Source organism: Allobosea sp. MMO-172, from assembly GCF_037147855.1.
Taxonomy (GTDB): Bacteria; Pseudomonadota; Alphaproteobacteria; order Rhizobiales; family Beijerinckiaceae; genus Allobosea.
Genome location: NZ_JBBCUM010000010.1, coordinates 16,500 through 35,282, shown reverse-complemented (window position 1 = coordinate 35,282; position 18,783 = coordinate 16,500). Strand labels below are relative to the sequence as shown.

Genomic DNA, 18,783 nt, shown 5'->3' with positions numbered 1-18,783 from the left:
CTGTTCCTTTGCGGGCCTAACGCCAGCCCTTGCGATAGGCACCGACCGTGCTGGCCTGCCCTTCGGCCATGGCCGCCAGGCTGACTGCGGGAGGGCTGCGGCCCTCGTCGATCGCCGCGAGTATCTTGCGGAAGGAGCGCACCACGCCCGCGATATAGGCGCGCCCGCGCTGTCGGCCTTCGATCTTGAAGGCGGTCACGCCGGCATCGCGCAATGCCGGCAGCATCAGGGCCGCGTCGAGGCTGACAGGCTCCTCGAAGATGTAGCCGGAGCCTCTGGGCGTGGCGAAACGCCCCTTGCACAGGGTCGGATACCCCGCCGGCTCGTCCTTGCCGAAGCTGTTGATGGTGAAGCCGCCCAGCGTGGAAACGATATGTCCGTTCCGCTCGGCATAGGCCACATGGCTCGCGGGCGAACAGACGCCGTTCATGTTCGGCGATTGGCCTGTGGCGTAGGAGGAGAGCGAGCACCGTCCCTCCTCCATCACGCAAAGGCCACCGAAGACGAAGACCTCCGTCTCGCAGGAGGTCTCGCGCACCATCGAGGCGATCTCCATCACGTTCAGCACACGGGGCAGCACGACGCGTTGCGCACCGAAGGTCTCGGCATAGAAGCGGATGGCGTCGGGATTGGCCGCGCCGGCCTGGACCGAGACGTGGAGCCTTTGGCCGGGGTGCCGGCGATGGGCATAGTCAAGCGTCGCGAGGTCGGCGAGGATCAGCGCATCCGCGCCAGCCATGACGGCATCGTCGATCGCTTCCTGCCACAGGCCGAACGCCCCCGCACGGGCGAATGTATTGATCGCGACCAGAACCTTGACGCCGCGCCGATGGGCGAAGGCGACCCCCTTGCGCAGCTCCTCGCGCGAGAAATTGAGGCCCGGGAAGTTGCGGGCGTTGGTCTCGTCGCGAAAGCCGCAATAGACAGCGTCGGCGCCCGCTTCAACCGCGGCTTCGAGACTGGCCGGCGTCCCGGCAGGGCAAATCAGCTCCATGTCTCGACTCCGACGGCGGCGGACCGCCCTTGCAGTTTTCTGCGCAGCACCTGGCCGAGTCTTTGGCCGAGGGGGCCGAGCATGACGGCGCCGAAGTCGATGCGGGCGTCGTCGATCGCGTTGCGCAGGGCGAGAGCCGCCGCGACATCGCCCTCCACCCAGAGAATCCGCGAGAAGAACAGCGCATCGCCGTCAAGCGTGCCTTCCACCATGCCGACGAGCCCCGCCAGCGGCCCGCGGATGCTGGCGTCGAGGCGAGCAGGCAGAGCCCGCACGGCGCGTAGCCGGGGCTGGCGCAGGCTCGGCTCCAGCAGGAAGGCGAATGGCAGGTCGGTCGGATCGATGCCGAAGCGCTTGTCCGCGTGCTCGCCGAGACGGCCGTAGAGATCGGGGTAGAGCCGGCCGATGCGATGCAGCATCAGCGCCAGCAACGGCTGCAGCGGCGCAAGCGGCAATGGCGCGACGGCGCGCGCCAGCCCTGGCGGCAGCGTCGCCGGAATCGCCGCCGACCTGGTCATCTGTGGATCCGACATCGGTCACCTCCGGCCCCTAATCTGGACCGAAAGCCGGAATCTTCGTTGCTCTGGCTCAAAGACGATCGCGAATGAAACGGCGCATCGTCCGGCAACCGGAGCCCATGCCTTGCCGATCCGCACCCTGCCCCGCTTCCGCGATCTCAGTGCCTTCGTTGCCCATCTCGAGGCCGCTGGGCAGCTGCGGCGCATCGCCGGGCCTGTCAGCGTGGTCCATGAGATCACCGAGATCCACCGCCGCGTCATCGCAGAGGAAGGGCCGGCCCTTCTCTTCGAACGCCCCCTGCTTGCGGACGGCGCGGTTTCGTCCATGCCGCTGCTGACCAATCTCTTCGGTACGGTCGAACGCGTCGCCTGGGGTCTCGGCGTCGAGCGGGAGAACCTGCTTCCCCTTGGCCGGGCGCTTGCCGAGCTACGCGAACCGCGGCCGCCACGCGGGCTCGTCGAGGCATGGCGATCATTGCCGCTGGCGCGCGCCGCCCTGTCGATGCGGCCGCGCGAGATGAAACGTGCACCGGTCCAGGAACGGGTATTCCGAGGCGATGCAATCGACCTGACGGCGCTGCCGGTGCAGCTTTGCTGGCCGGGCGAAGCTGCACCGCTGATCACCTGGCCGCTGGTGCTCACGATGCCGCCGGCCCCCTTGCCCGAGGATGAAGGCAATCTCGGCGTTTATCGCATGCAGGTGCTCGGGCGGGACCGCGTGATCCTGCGCTGGCTCGCCCATCGCGGCGGCGCCCGCCACCATGCGCAGTGGCGCCGGATCGGCCGCGACATGCCGGTCGCGGTCTTGATCGGCGCCGACCCCGCCACGATCCTGTCGGCAGTGCTCCCGCTGCCGGAGACCGTTCCAGAGCTACGCTTCTCCGGTCTGCTGCGTGGCGAGCGGCCGGCGCTCGTCCCCTGTGTCAGCATTCCGCTTTCCGTGCCGGCGGAGGCGGAGATCGTCATCGAGGGCATGGTATCGCCTGACGAGACGGCGCCGGAAGGTCCGTTCGGAGACCACACCGGCTACTACAATGCGGTCGAGCCCTTTCCGGTCATGCGCGTGACTGCAGTGACGATGCGGCGGGCGCCGCTTTATCTCTCGACCTTCACCGGCCGCGCGCCAGACGAGCCATCGCGGATCGGCGAAGCGCTGAATGTCCTGTTCCTGCCGCTGCTCCAGCGGCAATTTCCCGAAGTGGTTGATATCTGGCTGCCGCCGGAGGCCTGTTCCTACCGGATCGCGGTCGTCGCGATCGACAAGCGTTATCCGGGGCAGGCGCGGCGGCTGATGCTCGGGCTGTGGTCGCTGCTGCCGCAGTTCAGCTACACCAAGCTCGTGATCATCGTCGACGGCGACATCGACCCGCGCGACTGGGCGCAGGTGATGTGGGCGGTCGCGACCCGTGGCGACGCCAGCCGTGACCTCGTCACGCTCTCCGATACTCCAATCGATTATCTCGATTTCGCCTCCCCGAAACCGGGGCTGGGCGGCAAGCTCGGCATCGACGCCACCAACAAACTCCCGCCGGAGACCGAGCGGGAATGGGGCCGACCCATGGCCATGACGCCGGAAGTCATTGCCCGCATCGATACGCTGTGGCCGTCGCTCGGCCTGCATCCGGCCGGAACGGCGCGATGAGCCTCCGCGTCATCGTCGGGATCAGCGGCGCCTCCGGCGCGGCGATCGGCCTGCGCGTACTCGAATTGCTGGCCGAAACGGGCAGGGTCGAGACTCATCTGGTGATCTCTCCGGCCGCCGAACGGACACTGGCGACCGAGGTCGACAGCGCCGCGCCCGCGCGAGCCCGGCAACTGGCCACCCGCTACCATGAGGTTTCGGACATCGGAGCCGCCATCGCCAGCGGCTCCTTCCGCACGGCGGGGATGATCGTCGCCCCCTGCTCGATCCGCAGCCTGTCCGCGATCGCCTACGGCCAGCTCGACAATCTCCTGGCGCGAGCCGCCGACGTCCATCTCAAGGAACGGCGCAGGCTGGTCCTACCCGTGCGCGAAAGCCCCCTGCATCTCGGCCATCTCCGCGCCATGACCCAAGTTACAGAATACGGCGCCATCGTCGCACCACCAGTGCCGCCCTTTTATCTGATGCCCGATACGATCGCGGAGCTGATCGACCAGATCGCGCGGCGCGCCATCGGGCTGCTCGACCTCGGGACCGCAGCCTTGCCGATCAACGAATGGCAAGGCGGTGGCGCGTGACGGCCGGGGGCGACTGCTCCGCATGCACGCACCGGCCCTTTCGCATCTTCTTCGTCCTCGCCGCGCTCGCTGCCGTCGCAGGCGTTGCACCCTGGCTCGCCGGCCTCTCGCCGGCCGGCATGACAGCGGCAGCTTGGCACAGCCAAATGCTGGTGTTCGGGATGATGCCGGCGGTCATGGCCGGCTTCCTGCTCACCGCATTGCCGCGCTCGACTCGCTCGGCGCCGATGTCGCGCGCTTTTTTGCTGAGCCTCGCAGCGCTTTGGCTGGCAGGCCGTGCGATGCCGTTCTGTTATCCGGCGTTCACGGCCCCGATTGCGGCCGGCTTCATCCTCTGCGTCGCGGGAGTCGTGGCCGTCCGCGTGATCGGGGCCGGCGCCCTACGGGAAATCAAGATCGTTCTTCTTATGGTCGCTCTGGCTGGAGCCTCGGCATCGGAAACCGCGCTCGACGCTTTGGCCGTCGGCTTGCGCCTGCGGCTCGCCCTGGCGGCCGAAATCGGGCTGGTAGCGGTGATCGCGGGACGTGTCGCGCCGGCGCTGACCGCCGCCTATCTTGCTCTGCACGGGCAGGAATGCGGCCCGCGGCTGCCTCGCGCTTTCGAGGCCGCCGCCGCCTTGTCGCTCGTGGCCGCTCTCGGCCTCTGGACTTGCGACGCTGCAGGACAAGCTCCTGTCAGCCTGGTAGCGGCGGTCCTGCAAGCCACCCGATGGCTCGCCTGGCGGCCCTGGCGTGTTGCCCATTACGCAGGCCTTGTCGCCGTTCACCTGGCCTACGCCTGGATTCCGCTGGGCCTGGGTTTGAACACTTTGCGCGCCGCCGGCCTGGGAGTCAGCGGAAATGCGGTTCTGCACGCCTGGGCGGCGGGCACCGTCGGCGCGATGTGCCTCGGCGTCATGGCCAGCATGGTCCGGCGGCAATCCCGTCAGGCCTTTTCCAGCCCCGCCGGTTCACGAGCGATGCTGGTTACGAGCGCTGCCGCAGCGCCGTTGCGGCTGCTTTCGGAAGTCAGCGCGCCGCTGCATCCGAGCTACGCGGCCCTGTGCTGGGGCGCCGCCTTCCTGCTCTTTCTCGCAGCCTATCGGCGCCCGCTCGGCCTGTCCTGACGCACGGCTCAGACGGCGCGGCTGTATTGCCGTGGCGCATGGTTCAGATGCGCGTCGAAGGTCGAGGCGACCTTGCGCACGAGCAGGCGCGCATCGCCGGGCAACAGCACGCGGCTGCCGTCGAAGTTGACCACGCCCTCCTGCGCGAGCTGCGCCAGCGCATGGCGCGACGTCGCGAGCACGCCGGCATCGACGGGATGCCGGGCGCAAACGGCGTCGATATCGACCGTCAGGTCGCACATGACGCGCTCGATCAGCTCTGCGCGCAGCCTGTCTTCCGGTGCCATGCGATAGCCCTTCGCAGTCGGCAGCGCGCCGTCCGAGATCCGCTCGGCATAGCGCCCGATCACGACTTCGTTCTGCACATAGCCCTGTGGCAGGCGCCCGATCGCCGACGCTCCGAAACCGATCAGCGCCTCGCACGGATCGGTGGTGTAGCCTTGGAAATTGCGGTGCAGCCGGCCCTGCGACAGCGCCCTGGCCATCGGGTCTTCCGGCCGGGCAAAGTGATCGAGCCCGATGCAGACATAGCCGGCAGCGACGAGACGGCGCGCCATTGCCTCCGCCTGCGCGTGCCGCTCCTGTCCATCCGGCAGCTCGGCTGTCAAGATCCGGCGCTGGTGCTTCTTGAATTCCGGCACATGAGCATAGCCGAAGATCGAGAAGCGGTCGGGCCGCATCGCGAGGCATTGCTCGACGGTGTCGATGCAGGATTGAACGGTCTGCTTCGGCAGGCCGTAGATCAGGTCGAAGCTCACCGAACCGATGCCCGCTCCGCGCAGCCCCGCGACGACGGCAGCGGTCTGCCCGGCGCTCTGGATCCGGTTGATCGCCTTCTGCACCTCGGGATCGAAGCTCTGCACCCCGAGGCTTACCCGATTGACCCCAGCTACTGCCAGGGTCGCGGTCATGGCGGGGGCGAGGCGGCGCGGATCGATCTCAACCGCAATCTCCGCTTCGGGATGAACCGCGAAACGCTGGCGCAGCAGCCCGACAAGCGCGACGAAATCCGCCGGCTCGAGGATCGTCGGCGTACCGCCACCGAAATGGACGTGCCGCACGTCGACAGGCGCCGCCAGATGTTCCGCCACCAGCGCGATTTCGCCGCGCAGCGCCGCGAGATAGTCAATGATGGGGCCGTTGCGCAGCGCTACAGTGGTGTGACAGCCACAATACCAGCACATCGAGCGGCAGAATGGCACATGCAGATAGAGCGACGTCGTCGTCCCGGCCGCCAGCGCCTTCAACCAACTTGCATAGGACGAGCCGTCCACGTGTGCCTGAAAATGGGGAGCGGTCGGATAACTCGTATAGCGTGGCAGCCGCTCGTCTCGATATGGTGTGGCCCGCATCGCGCAGCTCCGATCGACCGTTGAGGAGCCCATTACCTAGCGCGTTGGCCCATCGTCTTCTTTGATATGCTGCAAAGAGCATCAACGAGCCTTCTCTATCCGCCGTCTTTTGTCGAAGCCGTCGGCCTGCTCGCCCCGTCGACGGCACAATATTGTTAGCGGTTAATCGATGCATTTCGAGAGGCGCGGCGTGGCCCGGCGAATCTGTCCGCGATGCAGGCGATGGCAGTCGGCGCGGCATCCCGAGCGATGAAAGCAAATCCCGCCCCGGCGACGCCAAGGCTGAGTATCGGCCAAATCAGCGACCTTTGGCCTGCGGCCTGTGCTGTGGACGGTCGGTTGGGGTAATTTGACCTTCTTTTCGAACTTGACCGGGCTCATGCAGCCAATGGTTAAGTGCCAGGCAGCGACCAGGCCGAGCCCAGCAGCGAAGCTGACCTCCTAGGATCGCACCGGAACCGATCAACAATTGGACCTGCCTCCGCCGTTGCCGTCCGTGCCGTCCGTGCCGTCCGCCGCAGAGATCGCATCGGACGGTGCGGACGGCTCGGACGGAGCAACCGAGACGACCACTGCCTAGGCGACGCGGGTCATCGCGATGGTCCGCGTGCGCCCCTTGGCGGAGGCACGATCGAAGGTGATGTCGATGCCGCGGGCACGTAGGACGGGCGCGAGGCGGCGCAGCTTTCCCGCCAGGGCAGCGGGATCAAGAACCTTCGGTGGAACCATGCGGGTCCCGAGGAGCTTGGCCAGATCGGTCGCAGTGCCCCGCCAGGCCTGGCGATTGCTCATCAGCTTCACGATGGCGGCGGCGATCGGATCGCCATGCAGCAGAATATCCGAACTCGCCGCACGGTTGGCATCGTAGGCATCCGTGAAGCAGCCGGGTGGGCCGAACACGCTCTCGATCGCGATGCCGATCCGGGCGAACCCCGCCATCCGCGGCAAGCGTTCGGGCTTGACCTCTGGCAGGCGCGCGAGCGCCAAGGCCAGCAAGTCGAGCAGGACACCGAACATCACCGGCCGCTGCAGGCGGAACTGCTCGTCGAGTTGCTGGGGGTCGACCCGAGAGGCAGGGTCGATCACCGGGAGGTTGAACACGATGGCACGGTCGGCGAGGTCAGGCCGCTGCACGACCTCCTCGATGCCATTCAGCAGCAGCGGCCGGACCGCCTCGAACACGACCTCGCCCTCGTCCGTGAAGAGCTGGCGGGTGCTGAACCCTCCGCCGGTCGCGATCTTGCAGAAGGCGTCCGAGAGCCAGTCGGAGATGACGGAGATGTTGTCGAAGCTCAGGACATGCGTGTTCGCGGTCGAGATGTAGAGATCGCGCTCGCTGCGCGGCAGCGCCCGCAGCGGCAAGCGGCTCGGATCGACCAGATCGTGCACGGTTCGGGCGAACGAGGTTTTGCCGGTCCCCTGCTCGCCCGCAAGGGCGATCACCGGGTACGGCCCATCCGGCATCAGCGCCGCGACGCACCAGGTCACCAGCAGCTGGAACTCGCCGGGGCTCGCGAGGTTGAAGAACGGCTGCAGGAGCGAGACGGTCCCGCCGGGCTGGGGCCGCGGCAGCGACATCATGGTCCCCCCGCGCGTGAAGCGGACCGGCAGGTCGCCGACGATGCTCCAGCCGGTCGGATCGACCTTGACGGCCTGGTAGCTGTCGTCGCCGAGATCGATATAGACACTGCTCTCGTACCGCCCGGTCCGCAGGAAGACGCGCTCCTCGCGCCGCTCCGACGCCTGGTCCTCCAGCGCGGTGATGGCGTTCTTCACCGCGCTGGCGGGCGGCACGCGCCCCTGGAGCTGGCGGAACATCAGCCGCAGCGTCGACAGGAAGGTGCTGCTGCGCAGGGTGAGCGTCCGCTTGCCGATGCCGGCGGCGATCGTCGCATAGCCCCTCCCCCCACTCCGGCAGAGGTCGTAGTGCTCCTCGGCGATGGCGACGAGGAGATCGGCGTCCGTCAGCGTGATGCTGTCACCCGCGCTCACGACACAACCCTCCCATGGTGGGCCGGGCCGGAAGCGCGGTGGACGGCGCGACAGATGGCGCGGAACGTGTTGATGTGCATGATCTGTCCTTTTCGGTGTGAGACGAGGGACCCGGCGCCTTCTCGGCCGAGCTTGGCCGGCCGGGTGACGGTGCGAAGAGGATCATTCGGTGTCCTCTGGACGCCGATTTGGAATGCTGAACATCCGCTTGCTGATCGGATCGATCCCGGGCACGCATTGACGCTCGACCTGCCTCCAGCCGGGTAGACTGCAATCGATCAGAAAGGGGACGATGCCGCTGTCGTAGAGCCGGCGGGCACCGAGGCCGGCAGTGGTCGCCGTCCAGGCAAGATCCTGCGCCACCATGCGGTCGCGCAGGGTGTATCCGCGCAGATGCCCCGCTTCGTAGATGGTCCAGCCGAGGATCGCGAGGGCGACGGCCATTACGGCGATCCAGCGGCGCAGACGCATCAGCGCACCCGCCAGCGACGGCGCCTCGGCAGCCTTGCGCGCGATCATCTCGATCCGGGTCACCAGATCGCGTTGGTGGACGAGGCCGAGCAGATAGGCCTCCTCACCGGCGCGCAGGCCCACGAGCGCGCACTGACGCGCAAGGTCGTCGATTTCCGCAAGGGACAGTCGACGCCCGAGCACCGTTCTGGCGAGTTCGTCGATCTCCTTGCGGGAAATCGTCACAGCCCGAACTCCGCCAGCATCGGCTCGAGCGCCCGCTCGACCTTGCGGCGCATCAGCGGCAGCCGCATCTGCAGCTCGACGCCACCCTCAGCCGCCATGCGCGCGTGCGACATCCGGTTGTCGCGGAAGGCAGAAACGATGGCTCGGGAGATCACCGGGAAGTTGAGGACGCGACCCTCGCCGATCAGCCTCGTGCCGATCTGCGAACTGTTGAAGCTGCGGAACTCCTCGACGCTGCCATGAATGAGGTTGCGCAGGACCCAGATGCGCTCCTGGCCGAGCGCGTCGATCACATCCTGAAGGTGGATGAAGCTATCCTTCGTCGTGTCCATCGGCCAGACCACGAAAGTCTCACGACCGGCCTCCGCCGCCACGGCCTGAACCACACCGACATTCTCGATGAAGGTCTCGATCGCGCCGCCTGGCGCAGAGACCAGGATGGGGCCGGCGATCGCTGGATCCTGCGCAAGCTCGCCCAGCCGGCTGAACCCGTGCTCCTTCAGCAGCGAGATCAGGCTGCTCGGAACCTCACTGCCCAGCGCTTTGTGGATGTCCTGATGATCGTTGTCGGCATCGATCACATAGAGCGGATGGCCACGCACCTGCATCAGGTGAACGAGCGTCGCAATGACCTCGGTCTTGCCGACGCCGCCATTACCGTTCTTTCCGAAGATGACGGGCCCCTTGGCCGGGATGGTTCGGGTCATGTCTGTGCTCCTGCTATTCGGGGTCGGATTTGAGCCGCATGTCGGACTGGAAGTCGGTCGCGGCCGGCTTCGGCGGATTTGCGATGACGATGGAAGGAACGGGGTTGGCGGGCAGCTGGCTCTCCGCGCGAGCATCATTCCAGGGCGAGTGGTCGGCCTTCGGCAGGTCCGCGATGGCCACGATGCGATTGTCGACCCGCCGGAAGCCGATCCGCGCCAACTGGTCGTCGTAATCACCGCCCTTGATGCGCGAGCGGTACTGCCGGACCGACTCCCCCGAGAGCTCGTTGAAGCCGGAGGCCTCCCGCAGTTTCGCGGCGATCCCATTGTAGATGGCCGTGCTGGCTCCGGCCTTGCCGCGCCCCTTGCTCGCCTCGACGATCGTGTCGATCTCGGGCAGGGCCGCAGCCACGACCTGCCAGACATAAGCCGGCTTGAAGGTCCGACGGTCGGCAAGACCACGCGCCTCCTCGGCCAGGGCGGCTTGGATCGCATCCATGGTTCCAACATCAGGCGTGTCGTTCTCGTCAGACATGATGTCCTCGTTCAGCCTTTTGACGATCTCATATATTCGTATTCATTGGTAATTGTATTTCTTATGTAATTACACTGACCAGATACGTATCTGATAATACCAATATACAACCTGATACGTATCGCGATATTATCGCATATAATTGAACTACAATTTGATCATGATCCGATTTGATTTCATAAAAAGGCAAGTCCGGCCCGTGTTTACACAGCGATGCTGCGACACGGATTCCTTGCCAGGGGTGAACCCTGTGGACCCCAACCCAGCGAGCCGGGTGCGCCTTCCGGCGCCGGCTTCGCCGAGATCACAGGAGATCGAGATGACCGAGAAGAACCGCTTCCCCAACGCCGTCGCCTTCCGCATCGATGACCCCACGCACGACCAGTTGCTCATCGCCGCCGAGGCCGCCGGCGTATCGCCGGGCGTCTGGGTCCGCAGCCTGGTGCTGAAGGCGCTGGGCTCGGAGATGAAGGCGCCGAAGATCAGGCGAGCGGCAGCGAATGCCGCCCAGCTCGACGCGATCTTCGAAGAGCTGAAGGCGCAGGGGCGCAACCTCAACCAGATCGCCAAGATCGCCAATACCAGCGGCTCGACGGTCTCGATCGCGGCGGACATCGCCGCGATGCGTGCGGCCCTCGAGGGTCTGTTGGCCCGCGTGCTCGACCTGCTGCACATCGACGAGGATGCCTGATGTATATCGAGACGATCCCGCGCCGGCTGGGTGGGCTCGGCCGGCATCTGACGGATGCCGGCCGAGGCTCCAACGAGCGCGTCGTCATTCGGTCGGACCTCAGCCGCGACGTTCCCGAGGACGTGACTCTGGCACTGCGCGTATTGGCAGCACCGGCGCGCCGGATCCGCCGCATGAAGCGGGACATCGTGCACGTCGTCGTGTCGCCGGAGCGCCTGCTCAGCCCCGACGAGATCGAGCATGTGCTCCGCACGATCGAGGCGGAATACCTCATCCCCGAAGGCAGCGCCCGGCTGGTCGTCGAGCACCAGAAGGGTGATCGGGCGCACCACTTCCACATCGTCTTCTCGATGGCGTCCGAGGCCGATGGAAAGGCGCTGCGCTTCGGTCGCTCCGGAGACCGCGACGAGATGCTCGCGCGACGCCTGGAGATCGAGCTCGGCGAGCGGCTCAAGCCGAGCACACGCGTCGAACGAACGGTCGAACTGCTGCGCGAGCGCGGGTTGGAGGATATCGCCGAGATCGCCGCGCGGGGGCCGGTCGCCGAGACCGGTCGGCGCCGATCGAAGTCGGAAGTCCGGCAGGATGCGCGGCTCGGCGTCGATCCCGCGTTGATCGATGCGCGCGTTCTGCAGGCCTGGCGTCGGGCCGGCGGCGATTTCTCGCGTCTGCGCGCCGAGCTCGAAGGTGCTGGAATTGTCCTCGCCGCTGGCGACAAGCGTGTCGCCGGCGTGCCGATCGTTCAGCTGATCGATACCGAAACGCTGAAGTCGACGAGCCTGACACGCTGTCTCAACCGTCTCAGAGTGAACGGAGACGCGCCCCGCATCCGCGAAGTCGCCATGGGCGCCAGCGTCGGTGAATTGCAGCCGGTCGACAGCGTGAAGGCGGCACTGAGAAGGGATGCGCCGCAACGCAGCGCCGCCGCCGTACTCGGCGAGTACGATCGCCTGGTTGCCGAGATGGATGCCGATGGTGAGCGGGAAGAGGCCGCGAAGGCCAGGAAGGGACGTGATCGCGTCGCCGCCGGGCTCACGGCAGACGAGCGGGAGGAGCTTCGCGAAAGGCAGAACCTCGTGCGGAGCAGGTACCGGCAGCGCGACCGCATCCGGCGAGCCCGCGTCAACCGCGCCTTCATCGCTGCAGGTGTGTTCGCTGATCCCGGTGTCAGGAAACTCGCCTTCTACGTCGTGGCGGCGGGCGTCCTCGCGACCGGCGCCGGGCTGATCCCCGCACTGGCCGCAGCCGGTGTCGCCGTCGCCAGCCTGCCGAGTTTCACCAGCGCCCGCCGGGCCCGCGTCGATGCCGCGCAGGCCCTGGAGCAAGATCGTGTCGCTCAGACGGTCGAGATCAGAGACACGACCCGGGCGTTCTTCCGCGATCGTGTGGCTCGCCAGATCAGGCAGCAACGGCAAGAAGCTCGCGCGAAGGAGATGCGTCTGCGAAAGCAGGTCCACAGGAAGCGTGGGCGCGACACCCTCAACGGCGCCCCGCCTCCAGGCAGGGTCCGCCCCGTCGCGCGTCAGAGGCCGGTCAACCGCAGGGGTGGACCGGAACGCTGAGTTTGCATAAGTTCTATCCGAAGAATAAAATCCGGGCATCGGGGGCGTATCTCCGCGATAACGCCCCGTATATGTCCGCAAGGGCCGCAGCCCGTCTCAATGTTCCCAGATTCGGGGCATGCTACGAGCCTGCATTAGCGGCCGCCGAAGGGGGGGGCCGGGGGGCAGCCCGTTGCGCAGGCCCACCCCACCGCTTCCGAAGAAGTGGCGGCGGGGTCAGGCCTATCGCAGGCGGTGCTCGATCGGATAGACGCGCCAAGACCGGACATTGGAGGCTTGCCCGGAAGCGGACATTCTGAGGCGGTCGAAACTGTGCCCGCCAAAGTAGAAGTGTGCTGATCTAAGGTGAGGCTTTCGATCCAAACATTGTCGCTCAGCTGCGACTACCCGTCGTCAGGTGACCGGCGGTTAGTGGAGTTCAAATCGGAAAGCTCCATCAGATACATTTCGGCTACTCGTTGACAATGGCCCTGAGGAAGCGTCGCGTGCGCTCGTGCGTGGGGCTCGTGAAGAAAGTCCTTGCGGGCGCCTCCTCGATGATCTGGCCACCGTCGAGCAGCATGGCGCGGCTGCCGACGTTCCTGGCGAAGCCGATCTCGTGGGTAACGACGACCATGGTCATGCCGTGATCGTGGTGGACCTGCCGGATCACCTGCAGCACCTCCTCGCGCATCTCGGGATCGAGCGCGGACGTCGGCTCGTCGAACAGCATCAGCGTCGGCTCCATCGCCAGCGCCCGGGCGATGGCGACACGCTGGCGTTGGCCGCCGGAGAGTTGGAACGGGAAGACGTCCGCCTTCTCGGCCATGCCGACGCGTTCGAGCAGCTGGCGCCCGCGATCGGTGGCGTCGCGCTGCGAGAGCCCGAGGATCTTGACCGGCGCGATGGAAATGTTCTGCAGCGCCGTCATGTGCGGGAACAGATTGAAGTTCTGGAACACGAAGCCGGTCGCGAGCCTGATCTTCTGCAGTTCGTCGGCCCGCGCGGTCGAGACGGAGCGCCCGCCCACCGCGATATCGCCGGAGGTGATCGTCTCCAGGCCGTTGATGCAGCGCAGCAGCGTGCTCTTGCCGCAGCCGCTCGGGCCACAAAGCACCAGCACCTCGCCCTCGGCGACATCTAGCGAGATGCCGTTCAGCACCGGCACCGCCCCGTAGGACTTGCGGACGTCGCGGATACGGATGAAGGCGTGGCGCTCGGTGGCGACTGTCGCCGTTGCGGCCGCCATCAGATCGGTTGCCATTTCTGCAGCCTTTCGAGCATCCGCATGAGGATCGTGTAGCCCCAGATCAGCGCCACATAGAGAACGGCCGCTCCGGTGTAGAATTCGAGCGGCCGGAAGAACTGAACCGTCAGTTCCTGCGCGCGGAACATCACCTCGGGCACGGCGATGAGCACCGTCACGGTGACGTTCTTGATGACGGTGATGTGGACGTTGGTCAGTGAGGGCAAGGTGGCGAAGAAGGCCTGCGGCAGCGTGATGTAGCGCATCACTTTCCAGCGCGAGAAGCCGAGCGACTGGGCGGCCTGGACCTGCGTCTGCGGAATCGCTTCGAGACCGCCGCGAAAGGCTTCACAGGCGAGCGCCGCGCCATTGAGCGAAAGCGCGATGATCGAACTCGCGGTCGGCGAGAGCGAAGCGCCGGTCAGGATCGGCAGCACATAGTGGATCCAGATCAGCAGCACCACGACGGGCAGCGTGCGAAACAGATCGACGAAGACGATGGAGGCGCCCCGCACCAGTCTGCTGCGCGACATGCTCATCGCAGCCAGCACCACGCCGAGAAGCGTCGAGAATATGATGGCGGGAAAGCTCGTCCACCACGCATGCCAGAGCCCCCAGGCAAGGTATGGCCCGTAATCCGTGAGAACGCCGAACTGGAAGGTATAATTCATGTTCCAACCTGGCCGAAATTCAATCAAGGAGGAGCGCGCCGTCGCGCGGCGCGCTCCTGCACGAAGTCAGCGAGGCCCGGTAGCGAGCTCGGGCGGCAGCTTCCACTTTTCGGCAAGCGTGCGGTAGAATCCACGAAGCTGCATCGCCCGGACATAGGTATTCAGGAACGTCACGAGATCCGGATCCCCGTAGCGGACGGCGTGGTTCATGGTGGTCCATTCGGTCTTGTCGGCCGGGAAGCGGATGTTGTGCAGTTCGTCGGGGCGCTCCTCGGCCCGCAGCGCATTCGAGACCGCGTCGCCGATATAGGCGGACGAGCGGCCCTGCATGACCTCCAGCACGGCGGCGGCGGTGTCGGAAAGCGGATTGACCTTGGCGTTCTTGAAGGCGCGCTGCGCGAACTGCTGTGCAGCCGTTCCGGTGACCACGGAGACCGTGTTGCCGGGCTTGTCGAGATCCTCGAAGCTCTTGATCGGGCCCTTCGACTGCACCATTGCGGTGGAGGACAGGTAGCCGATCGGGTCCGTGAACGCGACTGCGGTGGCGCGCTCGGGTGTTGCGCCCAGGCCGCTCATGATCACGTCCCACTGCCCGGCCTGCAAGCCGGCGATCAGCCCGGCCCAGGTGGTGTTGACGAGTTGGACCTTGATGCCGGTCATCTGCTCGAAATTGCGGATGTCGTCGGCGATGAACCCTTCGAACTCTCCCGTCTTCGGATTGAGCAGGACGAAGCGGTTCCACGGCGCGACGCCGACGACCATCTTCTTTTCCTTGATGATCTTGTCGAGCGTCGGCCCTGCCTGGACGGGCGAGACGGTCAGCGCCATGGCGAACGCCAGGGCCCCGGTCACGGCTGCTGCGATGCGTCTGAACATTGTGCTCCCCTTTTTGATTGGGGCGGCATGGCGCCGCCCTTGATGAAACAGCTCCTTCAGTGGACGGCGTCGGCCGCCAGGATCGTCTCGAAGCCGACGATCGGCGCCGTCGCGTCCGGATCGATCACGACGTCGAGAACGTAGGGTTTGCCGGCGTCGCGGGCACGCTTCAGTCCCGCGGCGATCTGCGCCGGGTCGGTGATGCGCTCGCCGCCGCACTTCAGCACATGCCCCAGTTGGGCGAAGTCGATGTCGAGGAAATCGCACTCCAGATAGCGGCCCATGACCTTCTGCTCCCAGTGGCGCTGGAAGCCGAGCGTGCCGTTGTTGAAGACGACGACCGTGACCTCGACGCCGTAGCGTGCGGCGGTCTCGAGTTCGTTGAAGACGTAGCCGAAGGCGCCATCGCCCGTGACGCAAACGACGTCGCGCGCAGGATCGGCCATCTTGGCTCCGATTGCGGCCGGCAGGCTCCAGCCGATCCCGCCGGTGCCGCGCGGCGAGAGGATGAAACGGCCGGCGCGGGGCACGTCGACATGGCTCATCGCCCAGCCGGTGACGTAGCTCGCATCCGTGACGATCAGCGTGTTGTCGTCGCTGCTGTCCGAGATTTCGGAAAGAAGGCGCTCGGGCCGGATCGGAACCTGGGAGGACGTACCGACGACGTCGAACTCCTCGCGCCAGCTCTTCGTCAGCTCGGCGACCCGTGCCCGCGCGGCGCCATCGGTCCGGGCGAGGCCGTGCTCGGCGCAGTACGCGAGGAGGTCACGCAGCGTGTCGCGCACGTCGCCGACCATCGGCACGTCGGTCGGGAAGTTGCGGCCGATCTCGATCGGGTCGATGTCGAGATGGATCAGCTTGGTGCCGGCCTTCGGCAGCGACCATTCGCTGTAGCAGATCTGCCCGGTGCGCGAGCCGAGCACGAAAGCGAGGTCGGCCTCGGCGAGGAGCGTGTTCGGGACGCGTCCGCGCCCATAGCGACCGCCGGTCGTCGAACCCAGCGGCCCGGCCGCCAGCGGATGGGCATCGGCGATGGCGCCGCGACCGGTCATCGTCGTCGCGACCGGCATGTCGAACAGTTCGGCCAGAAGCCGCACCTCTTCCTCCGCACCGGAGATGATCGTGCCGCCGCCGGCAATCAGCAGCGGCCGGCGAGCGCCGGCCAGCAGCTCCGCCGCCTGCGCGATCGCTTCGCGGCTGGCCCGCGCGCGGTTGGCGGGGAAGTGAGTGTAGGCCGGTTCCGCGTGGACCGCCGCTTCGGTCTCGGCCGCCATGACGTCGCCCGGGCAGAGCAGCACGACCGGACCCGGCCGGCCCGTGGTAGCGATCCGAAATGCCTTGCGGACCGCGTCGCCGACCTGCTCGGGCAGGTCGATGCGGATGACCTCCTTGACGTAGGGCCCGAGCGCACCGGCATGGTCGAGCGCGCTGCTCGCATGCTTGTTTTTTAGGCGCAGCGCGTGGTCCTGCACCAGCGCGATCACCGGAACGGAGGAGCGCTGCGCCTCGAGCAGCCCCGTGATCAGGTTGGTCGCGCCCGGTCCGAAGGTGGCCGCGCAGACGCCCGGGCGGCCGGTCACCTGGGCATAGCCATGGGCCATGATCGCAGCATGCTTCTCGTCTCGCACCGTCACGATGCGCGTGAAGGCGCGGTCGACGGCATGGAAGACGTGGATCGGGTCTTCCATGCCGAACAGGCAGGTGACGCCGTAACTCTTGAGCGTCGCGTAGAGCAGCGCCCCGCCAGTGCCTCGCATGGTCGTCTCCCGTTGACATTCTCGTTGTGTTGCATATTATGCAACGTGTTGCATATTCATGGTGACGCTGGTGCGTTGCCGCGTCAAGACGAGAAATCGAGCGCCGATGAAATCGATCGAAAAGGCCGTCGAGGCCCTGCGTCTGATGGTGGATTCGGGCGGTGAACTGCGGGTCGGCGACGTCAGCCGGCACCTCAAGGTCAACCGCAGCACGGCCTCGCGGCTGCTCGCCGCGCTGGCATCCGGCGGGCTGATCGAGCAGGATCCCGTCAGCCAGCGCTACAGCGCCGGCATGCTCGCGGTCGAGCTCGCGGCGAATTTCCACCGGCGTTTCGACGTGGTCGAGCAAGCGCAGAAGGAGATGGATTCGCTGGCGCGGGAGATCGGCCACACCGTCTGGCTGGGCGTGCTGTCAGGGACCGAGGTGGTGGTGCTGAAGACGGCGCGCGGCTCGCAGCCGATCCAGTTCGCGGTCGAGCCCGGCCACCGGCTTCCGGCGCATGCGGCAGCGATGGGCAAGGCGTTGCTCGCTTTGAAGCCCGACGCCGAAATCCGGGAGCTGTTCAAGGATGCGCTGCCGGCCGCGACCAAGCAGACGGTGCCGACGCTGGAGCGTCTGCAGGCGGAGATCGTGCAGACAAGGCTGCGCGGCTACGGCATTTCGGACCAGGAGCTTTTCGAGGGTGTGAAAGCGATCTCGATCGCGCTGGAAAGCCCGCACGGCTCGGCCATCGCGGTGAGCGTGTCGTATCCGCTGTTCACGATCGAGAGCGGCAATGACCAGCAGATCGTCGAGGCCCTTCTGGGCTTCGGCCGCCGTTTCGGCGCCCGCATCGGCGATGTGCGCTGGACGCGTTAGGTTCACCGACAGGTCGGCCGACCGGGCCGATCATCGCGAAGGGGCTGACCACTCTAAGACTGTGACCGCGGGTAGTGAGATTGCCGGAGCTGCCGCAGCGAACCTCGAAGTGGCACGCTACTGAATGGTTCGTTGAGCTGACGAAGGGCGGCGCCGTGGGCGCCGTCCTCCACGCATCGCACACGCGGCGCTCCTATAGATCCGTTTGCTCCGACAGGATCAGTGCGTCATCAACCTCGATACCGAGATATCGCACCGTGCTTTCGAGCTTCGAATGACCCAGCAGGAGCTGGCAAGCTCGGAGGTTACCGGTCCGCTTGTAGATCAACGCCACCTTCGTTCGCCGCAGGCTGTGCGTTCCATACAGAACAGGGTCCAGCCCGATCAGCGAGACCCAATCATCAAGCAGGCGGCCATATTGCCGTGTTGTCACATGATCACCCGGCCGGCTGCGACTGGGGAAGATCCAGTCGCCTTTCTCGTTCGGGCGCTTTCGGAGCCAGGCGGTCAGCGCTTCTCGGGTCGAGTCTGTCAACTCGAACGGCACAGGTCTACCGGTCTTCTGCTGGATGATCGACGTCCTCAACCTTACGGTTCCGCCAAGCAGGACATCGCCCACACGCAGGCGAACGAGGTCACAGCCTCGCAGCTTGCTGTCGATCGCGAGATTGAACATGGCCAGATCTCGAACCCGTCGATCATGCTGGAGCCGCGTTCGGATTGCCCAGATATGGCGCGGCTTCAGTGGCGGCTTGGGACCGATAATGCGCCCCGTGTTCCACGCGGGACGCTGATGGATCTGTTGAGCTTCCATAGGCATGACGCATCCTCATAGGAGGCCGCATCCGGAGCCATTGTACCTTATGGACCGCGCAATCGCGCCATAAGCGGACGTAGAAGGGTTGCCCGAAAGCGGACCCAGGTCCGGGACGAGATGTCCGCTCCCGCCCTTCGGTCAGTATCACCTGAGCAACCGTTTCCTGGGCGCAGCACGCCCAAGCTGGCCCTGTGCTGACCCGCCA

Annotated in this window: 18 protein-coding genes; 6 read left to right on the top strand and 12 right to left on the bottom strand. The window is 66.2% G+C overall.

The features are described from left to right. Nucleotides 1-16: 16 nt before the first annotated feature. Nucleotides 17-994, bottom strand: a complete 978-nt coding sequence (ubiU, locus tag WFK61_RS15805; protein ID WP_336813046.1) for a ubiquinone anaerobic biosynthesis protein UbiU — start codon at nt 992-994, stop codon at nt 17-19. Next, nucleotides 985-1,413, bottom strand: a complete 429-nt coding sequence (ubiT, locus tag WFK61_RS15800; RefSeq protein ID WP_336813045.1) for a ubiquinone anaerobic biosynthesis accessory factor UbiT — start codon at nt 1,411-1,413, stop codon at nt 985-987. Before ubiT ends, ubiU begins: the two co-directional genes overlap by 10 nt. Between ubiT and WFK61_RS15795 the strand changes: the two genes are divergently transcribed. From WFK61_RS15795 to WFK61_RS15785, 3 genes are read left to right on the top strand one after another with little or no spacing between them, the layout of a single operon-like run. Next, nucleotides 1,400-3,154 (top strand): UbiD family decarboxylase, encoded by a 1,755-nt coding sequence (locus tag WFK61_RS15795; RefSeq protein WP_336813044.1) that lies wholly within the window; start codon nt 1,400-1,402, stop codon nt 3,152-3,154. The genes ubiT and WFK61_RS15795 overlap by 14 nt on opposite strands. Further along, nucleotides 3,151-3,732, top strand: a complete 582-nt coding sequence (locus tag WFK61_RS15790) for a UbiX family flavin prenyltransferase (protein ID WP_336813043.1) — start codon at nt 3,151-3,153, stop codon at nt 3,730-3,732. The genes WFK61_RS15795 and WFK61_RS15790 overlap by 4 nt, the downstream gene beginning before the upstream one ends. Beyond that, nucleotides 3,729-4,838, top strand: coding sequence for an NnrS family protein (locus WFK61_RS15785; RefSeq protein ID WP_336813042.1), 1,110 nt, complete (start codon nt 3,729-3,731; stop codon nt 4,836-4,838). Before WFK61_RS15790 ends, WFK61_RS15785 begins: the two co-directional genes overlap by 4 nt. An 8-nt stretch (nt 4,839-4,846) precedes the next feature. Here WFK61_RS15785 and hemN read toward each other — a convergent pair whose 3' ends face one another. The 5 genes from hemN to WFK61_RS15760 form a co-directional block, all read right to left on the bottom strand. Continuing rightward, nucleotides 4,847-6,190, bottom strand: a complete 1,344-nt coding sequence (hemN, locus tag WFK61_RS15780) for an oxygen-independent coproporphyrinogen III oxidase (RefSeq protein WP_336813041.1) — start codon at nt 6,188-6,190, stop codon at nt 4,847-4,849. A 576-nt stretch (nt 6,191-6,766) separates the two neighbouring features. Continuing rightward, complete coding sequence (locus WFK61_RS15775) at nt 6,767-8,182, bottom strand: hypothetical protein (RefSeq protein ID WP_336813040.1); 1,416 nt, start codon at nt 8,180-8,182, stop codon at nt 6,767-6,769. Between the two features lie 162 nt (nt 8,183-8,344). Beyond that, nucleotides 8,345-8,878 (bottom strand): hypothetical protein, encoded by a 534-nt coding sequence (locus WFK61_RS15770; protein WP_336813039.1) that lies wholly within the window; start codon nt 8,876-8,878, stop codon nt 8,345-8,347. Continuing rightward, a complete protein-coding gene (locus WFK61_RS15765) occupies nt 8,875-9,585 on the bottom strand; it encodes a nucleotide-binding protein (protein WP_336813038.1) in 711 nt (236 codons plus the stop codon). The genes WFK61_RS15770 and WFK61_RS15765 overlap by 4 nt, the downstream gene beginning before the upstream one ends. 13 nt (nt 9,586-9,598) lie before the next feature. Continuing rightward, nucleotides 9,599-10,120, bottom strand: coding sequence for a hypothetical protein (locus WFK61_RS15760; protein ID WP_336813037.1), 522 nt, complete (start codon nt 10,118-10,120; stop codon nt 9,599-9,601). 319 nt (nt 10,121-10,439) lie between these two features. On the opposite strand from WFK61_RS15760, the gene WFK61_RS15755 reads away from it, so the two are divergent. Both WFK61_RS15755 and WFK61_RS15750 read left to right on the top strand, forming a co-directional pair. Beyond that, on the top strand, nt 10,440-10,811 hold the full coding sequence (locus tag WFK61_RS15755; RefSeq protein ID WP_336813036.1) for a hypothetical protein: 372 nt from the start codon (nt 10,440-10,442) through the stop codon (nt 10,809-10,811). After that, nucleotides 10,811-12,373 (top strand): hypothetical protein, encoded by a 1,563-nt coding sequence (locus WFK61_RS15750; RefSeq protein WP_336813035.1) that lies wholly within the window; start codon nt 10,811-10,813, stop codon nt 12,371-12,373. The genes WFK61_RS15755 and WFK61_RS15750 overlap by 1 nt, the downstream gene beginning before the upstream one ends. Before the next feature lie 451 nt (nt 12,374-12,824). On the opposite strand, the gene WFK61_RS15745 is transcribed toward WFK61_RS15750, so the two are convergent. The 4 genes from WFK61_RS15745 to WFK61_RS15730 form a co-directional block, all read right to left on the bottom strand. Further along, complete coding sequence (locus tag WFK61_RS15745) at nt 12,825-13,616, bottom strand: amino acid ABC transporter ATP-binding protein (RefSeq protein ID WP_336813034.1); 792 nt, start codon at nt 13,614-13,616, stop codon at nt 12,825-12,827. Then, nucleotides 13,601-14,269: an amino acid ABC transporter permease gene (locus WFK61_RS15740; RefSeq protein ID WP_336813033.1), complete on the bottom strand. Its 669-nt coding sequence runs from the start codon at nt 14,267-14,269 to the stop codon at nt 13,601-13,603. Before WFK61_RS15740 ends, WFK61_RS15745 begins: the two co-directional genes overlap by 16 nt. Before the next feature lie 66 nt (nt 14,270-14,335). Continuing rightward, entirely contained in the window at nt 14,336-15,145 is an 810-nt protein-coding gene (locus WFK61_RS15735) for a transporter substrate-binding domain-containing protein (RefSeq protein WP_336813032.1), read from the bottom strand. Between the two features lie 56 nt (nt 15,146-15,201). Continuing rightward, nucleotides 15,202-16,902 (bottom strand): thiamine pyrophosphate-binding protein, encoded by a 1,701-nt coding sequence (locus WFK61_RS15730; RefSeq protein WP_336813031.1) that lies wholly within the window; start codon nt 16,900-16,902, stop codon nt 15,202-15,204. Nucleotides 16,903-17,008: 106 nt separating this feature from the next. On the opposite strand from WFK61_RS15730, the gene WFK61_RS15725 reads away from it, so the two are divergent. Beyond that, on the top strand, nt 17,009-17,761 hold the full coding sequence (locus WFK61_RS15725; protein ID WP_336813030.1) for an IclR family transcriptional regulator: 753 nt from the start codon (nt 17,009-17,011) through the stop codon (nt 17,759-17,761). Between the two features lie 193 nt (nt 17,762-17,954). Here WFK61_RS15725 and WFK61_RS15720 read toward each other — a convergent pair whose 3' ends face one another. After that, nucleotides 17,955-18,575, bottom strand: coding sequence for a tyrosine-type recombinase/integrase (locus WFK61_RS15720; RefSeq protein ID WP_336813029.1), 621 nt, complete (start codon nt 18,573-18,575; stop codon nt 17,955-17,957). Nucleotides 18,576-18,783 lie beyond the last annotated feature (208 nt).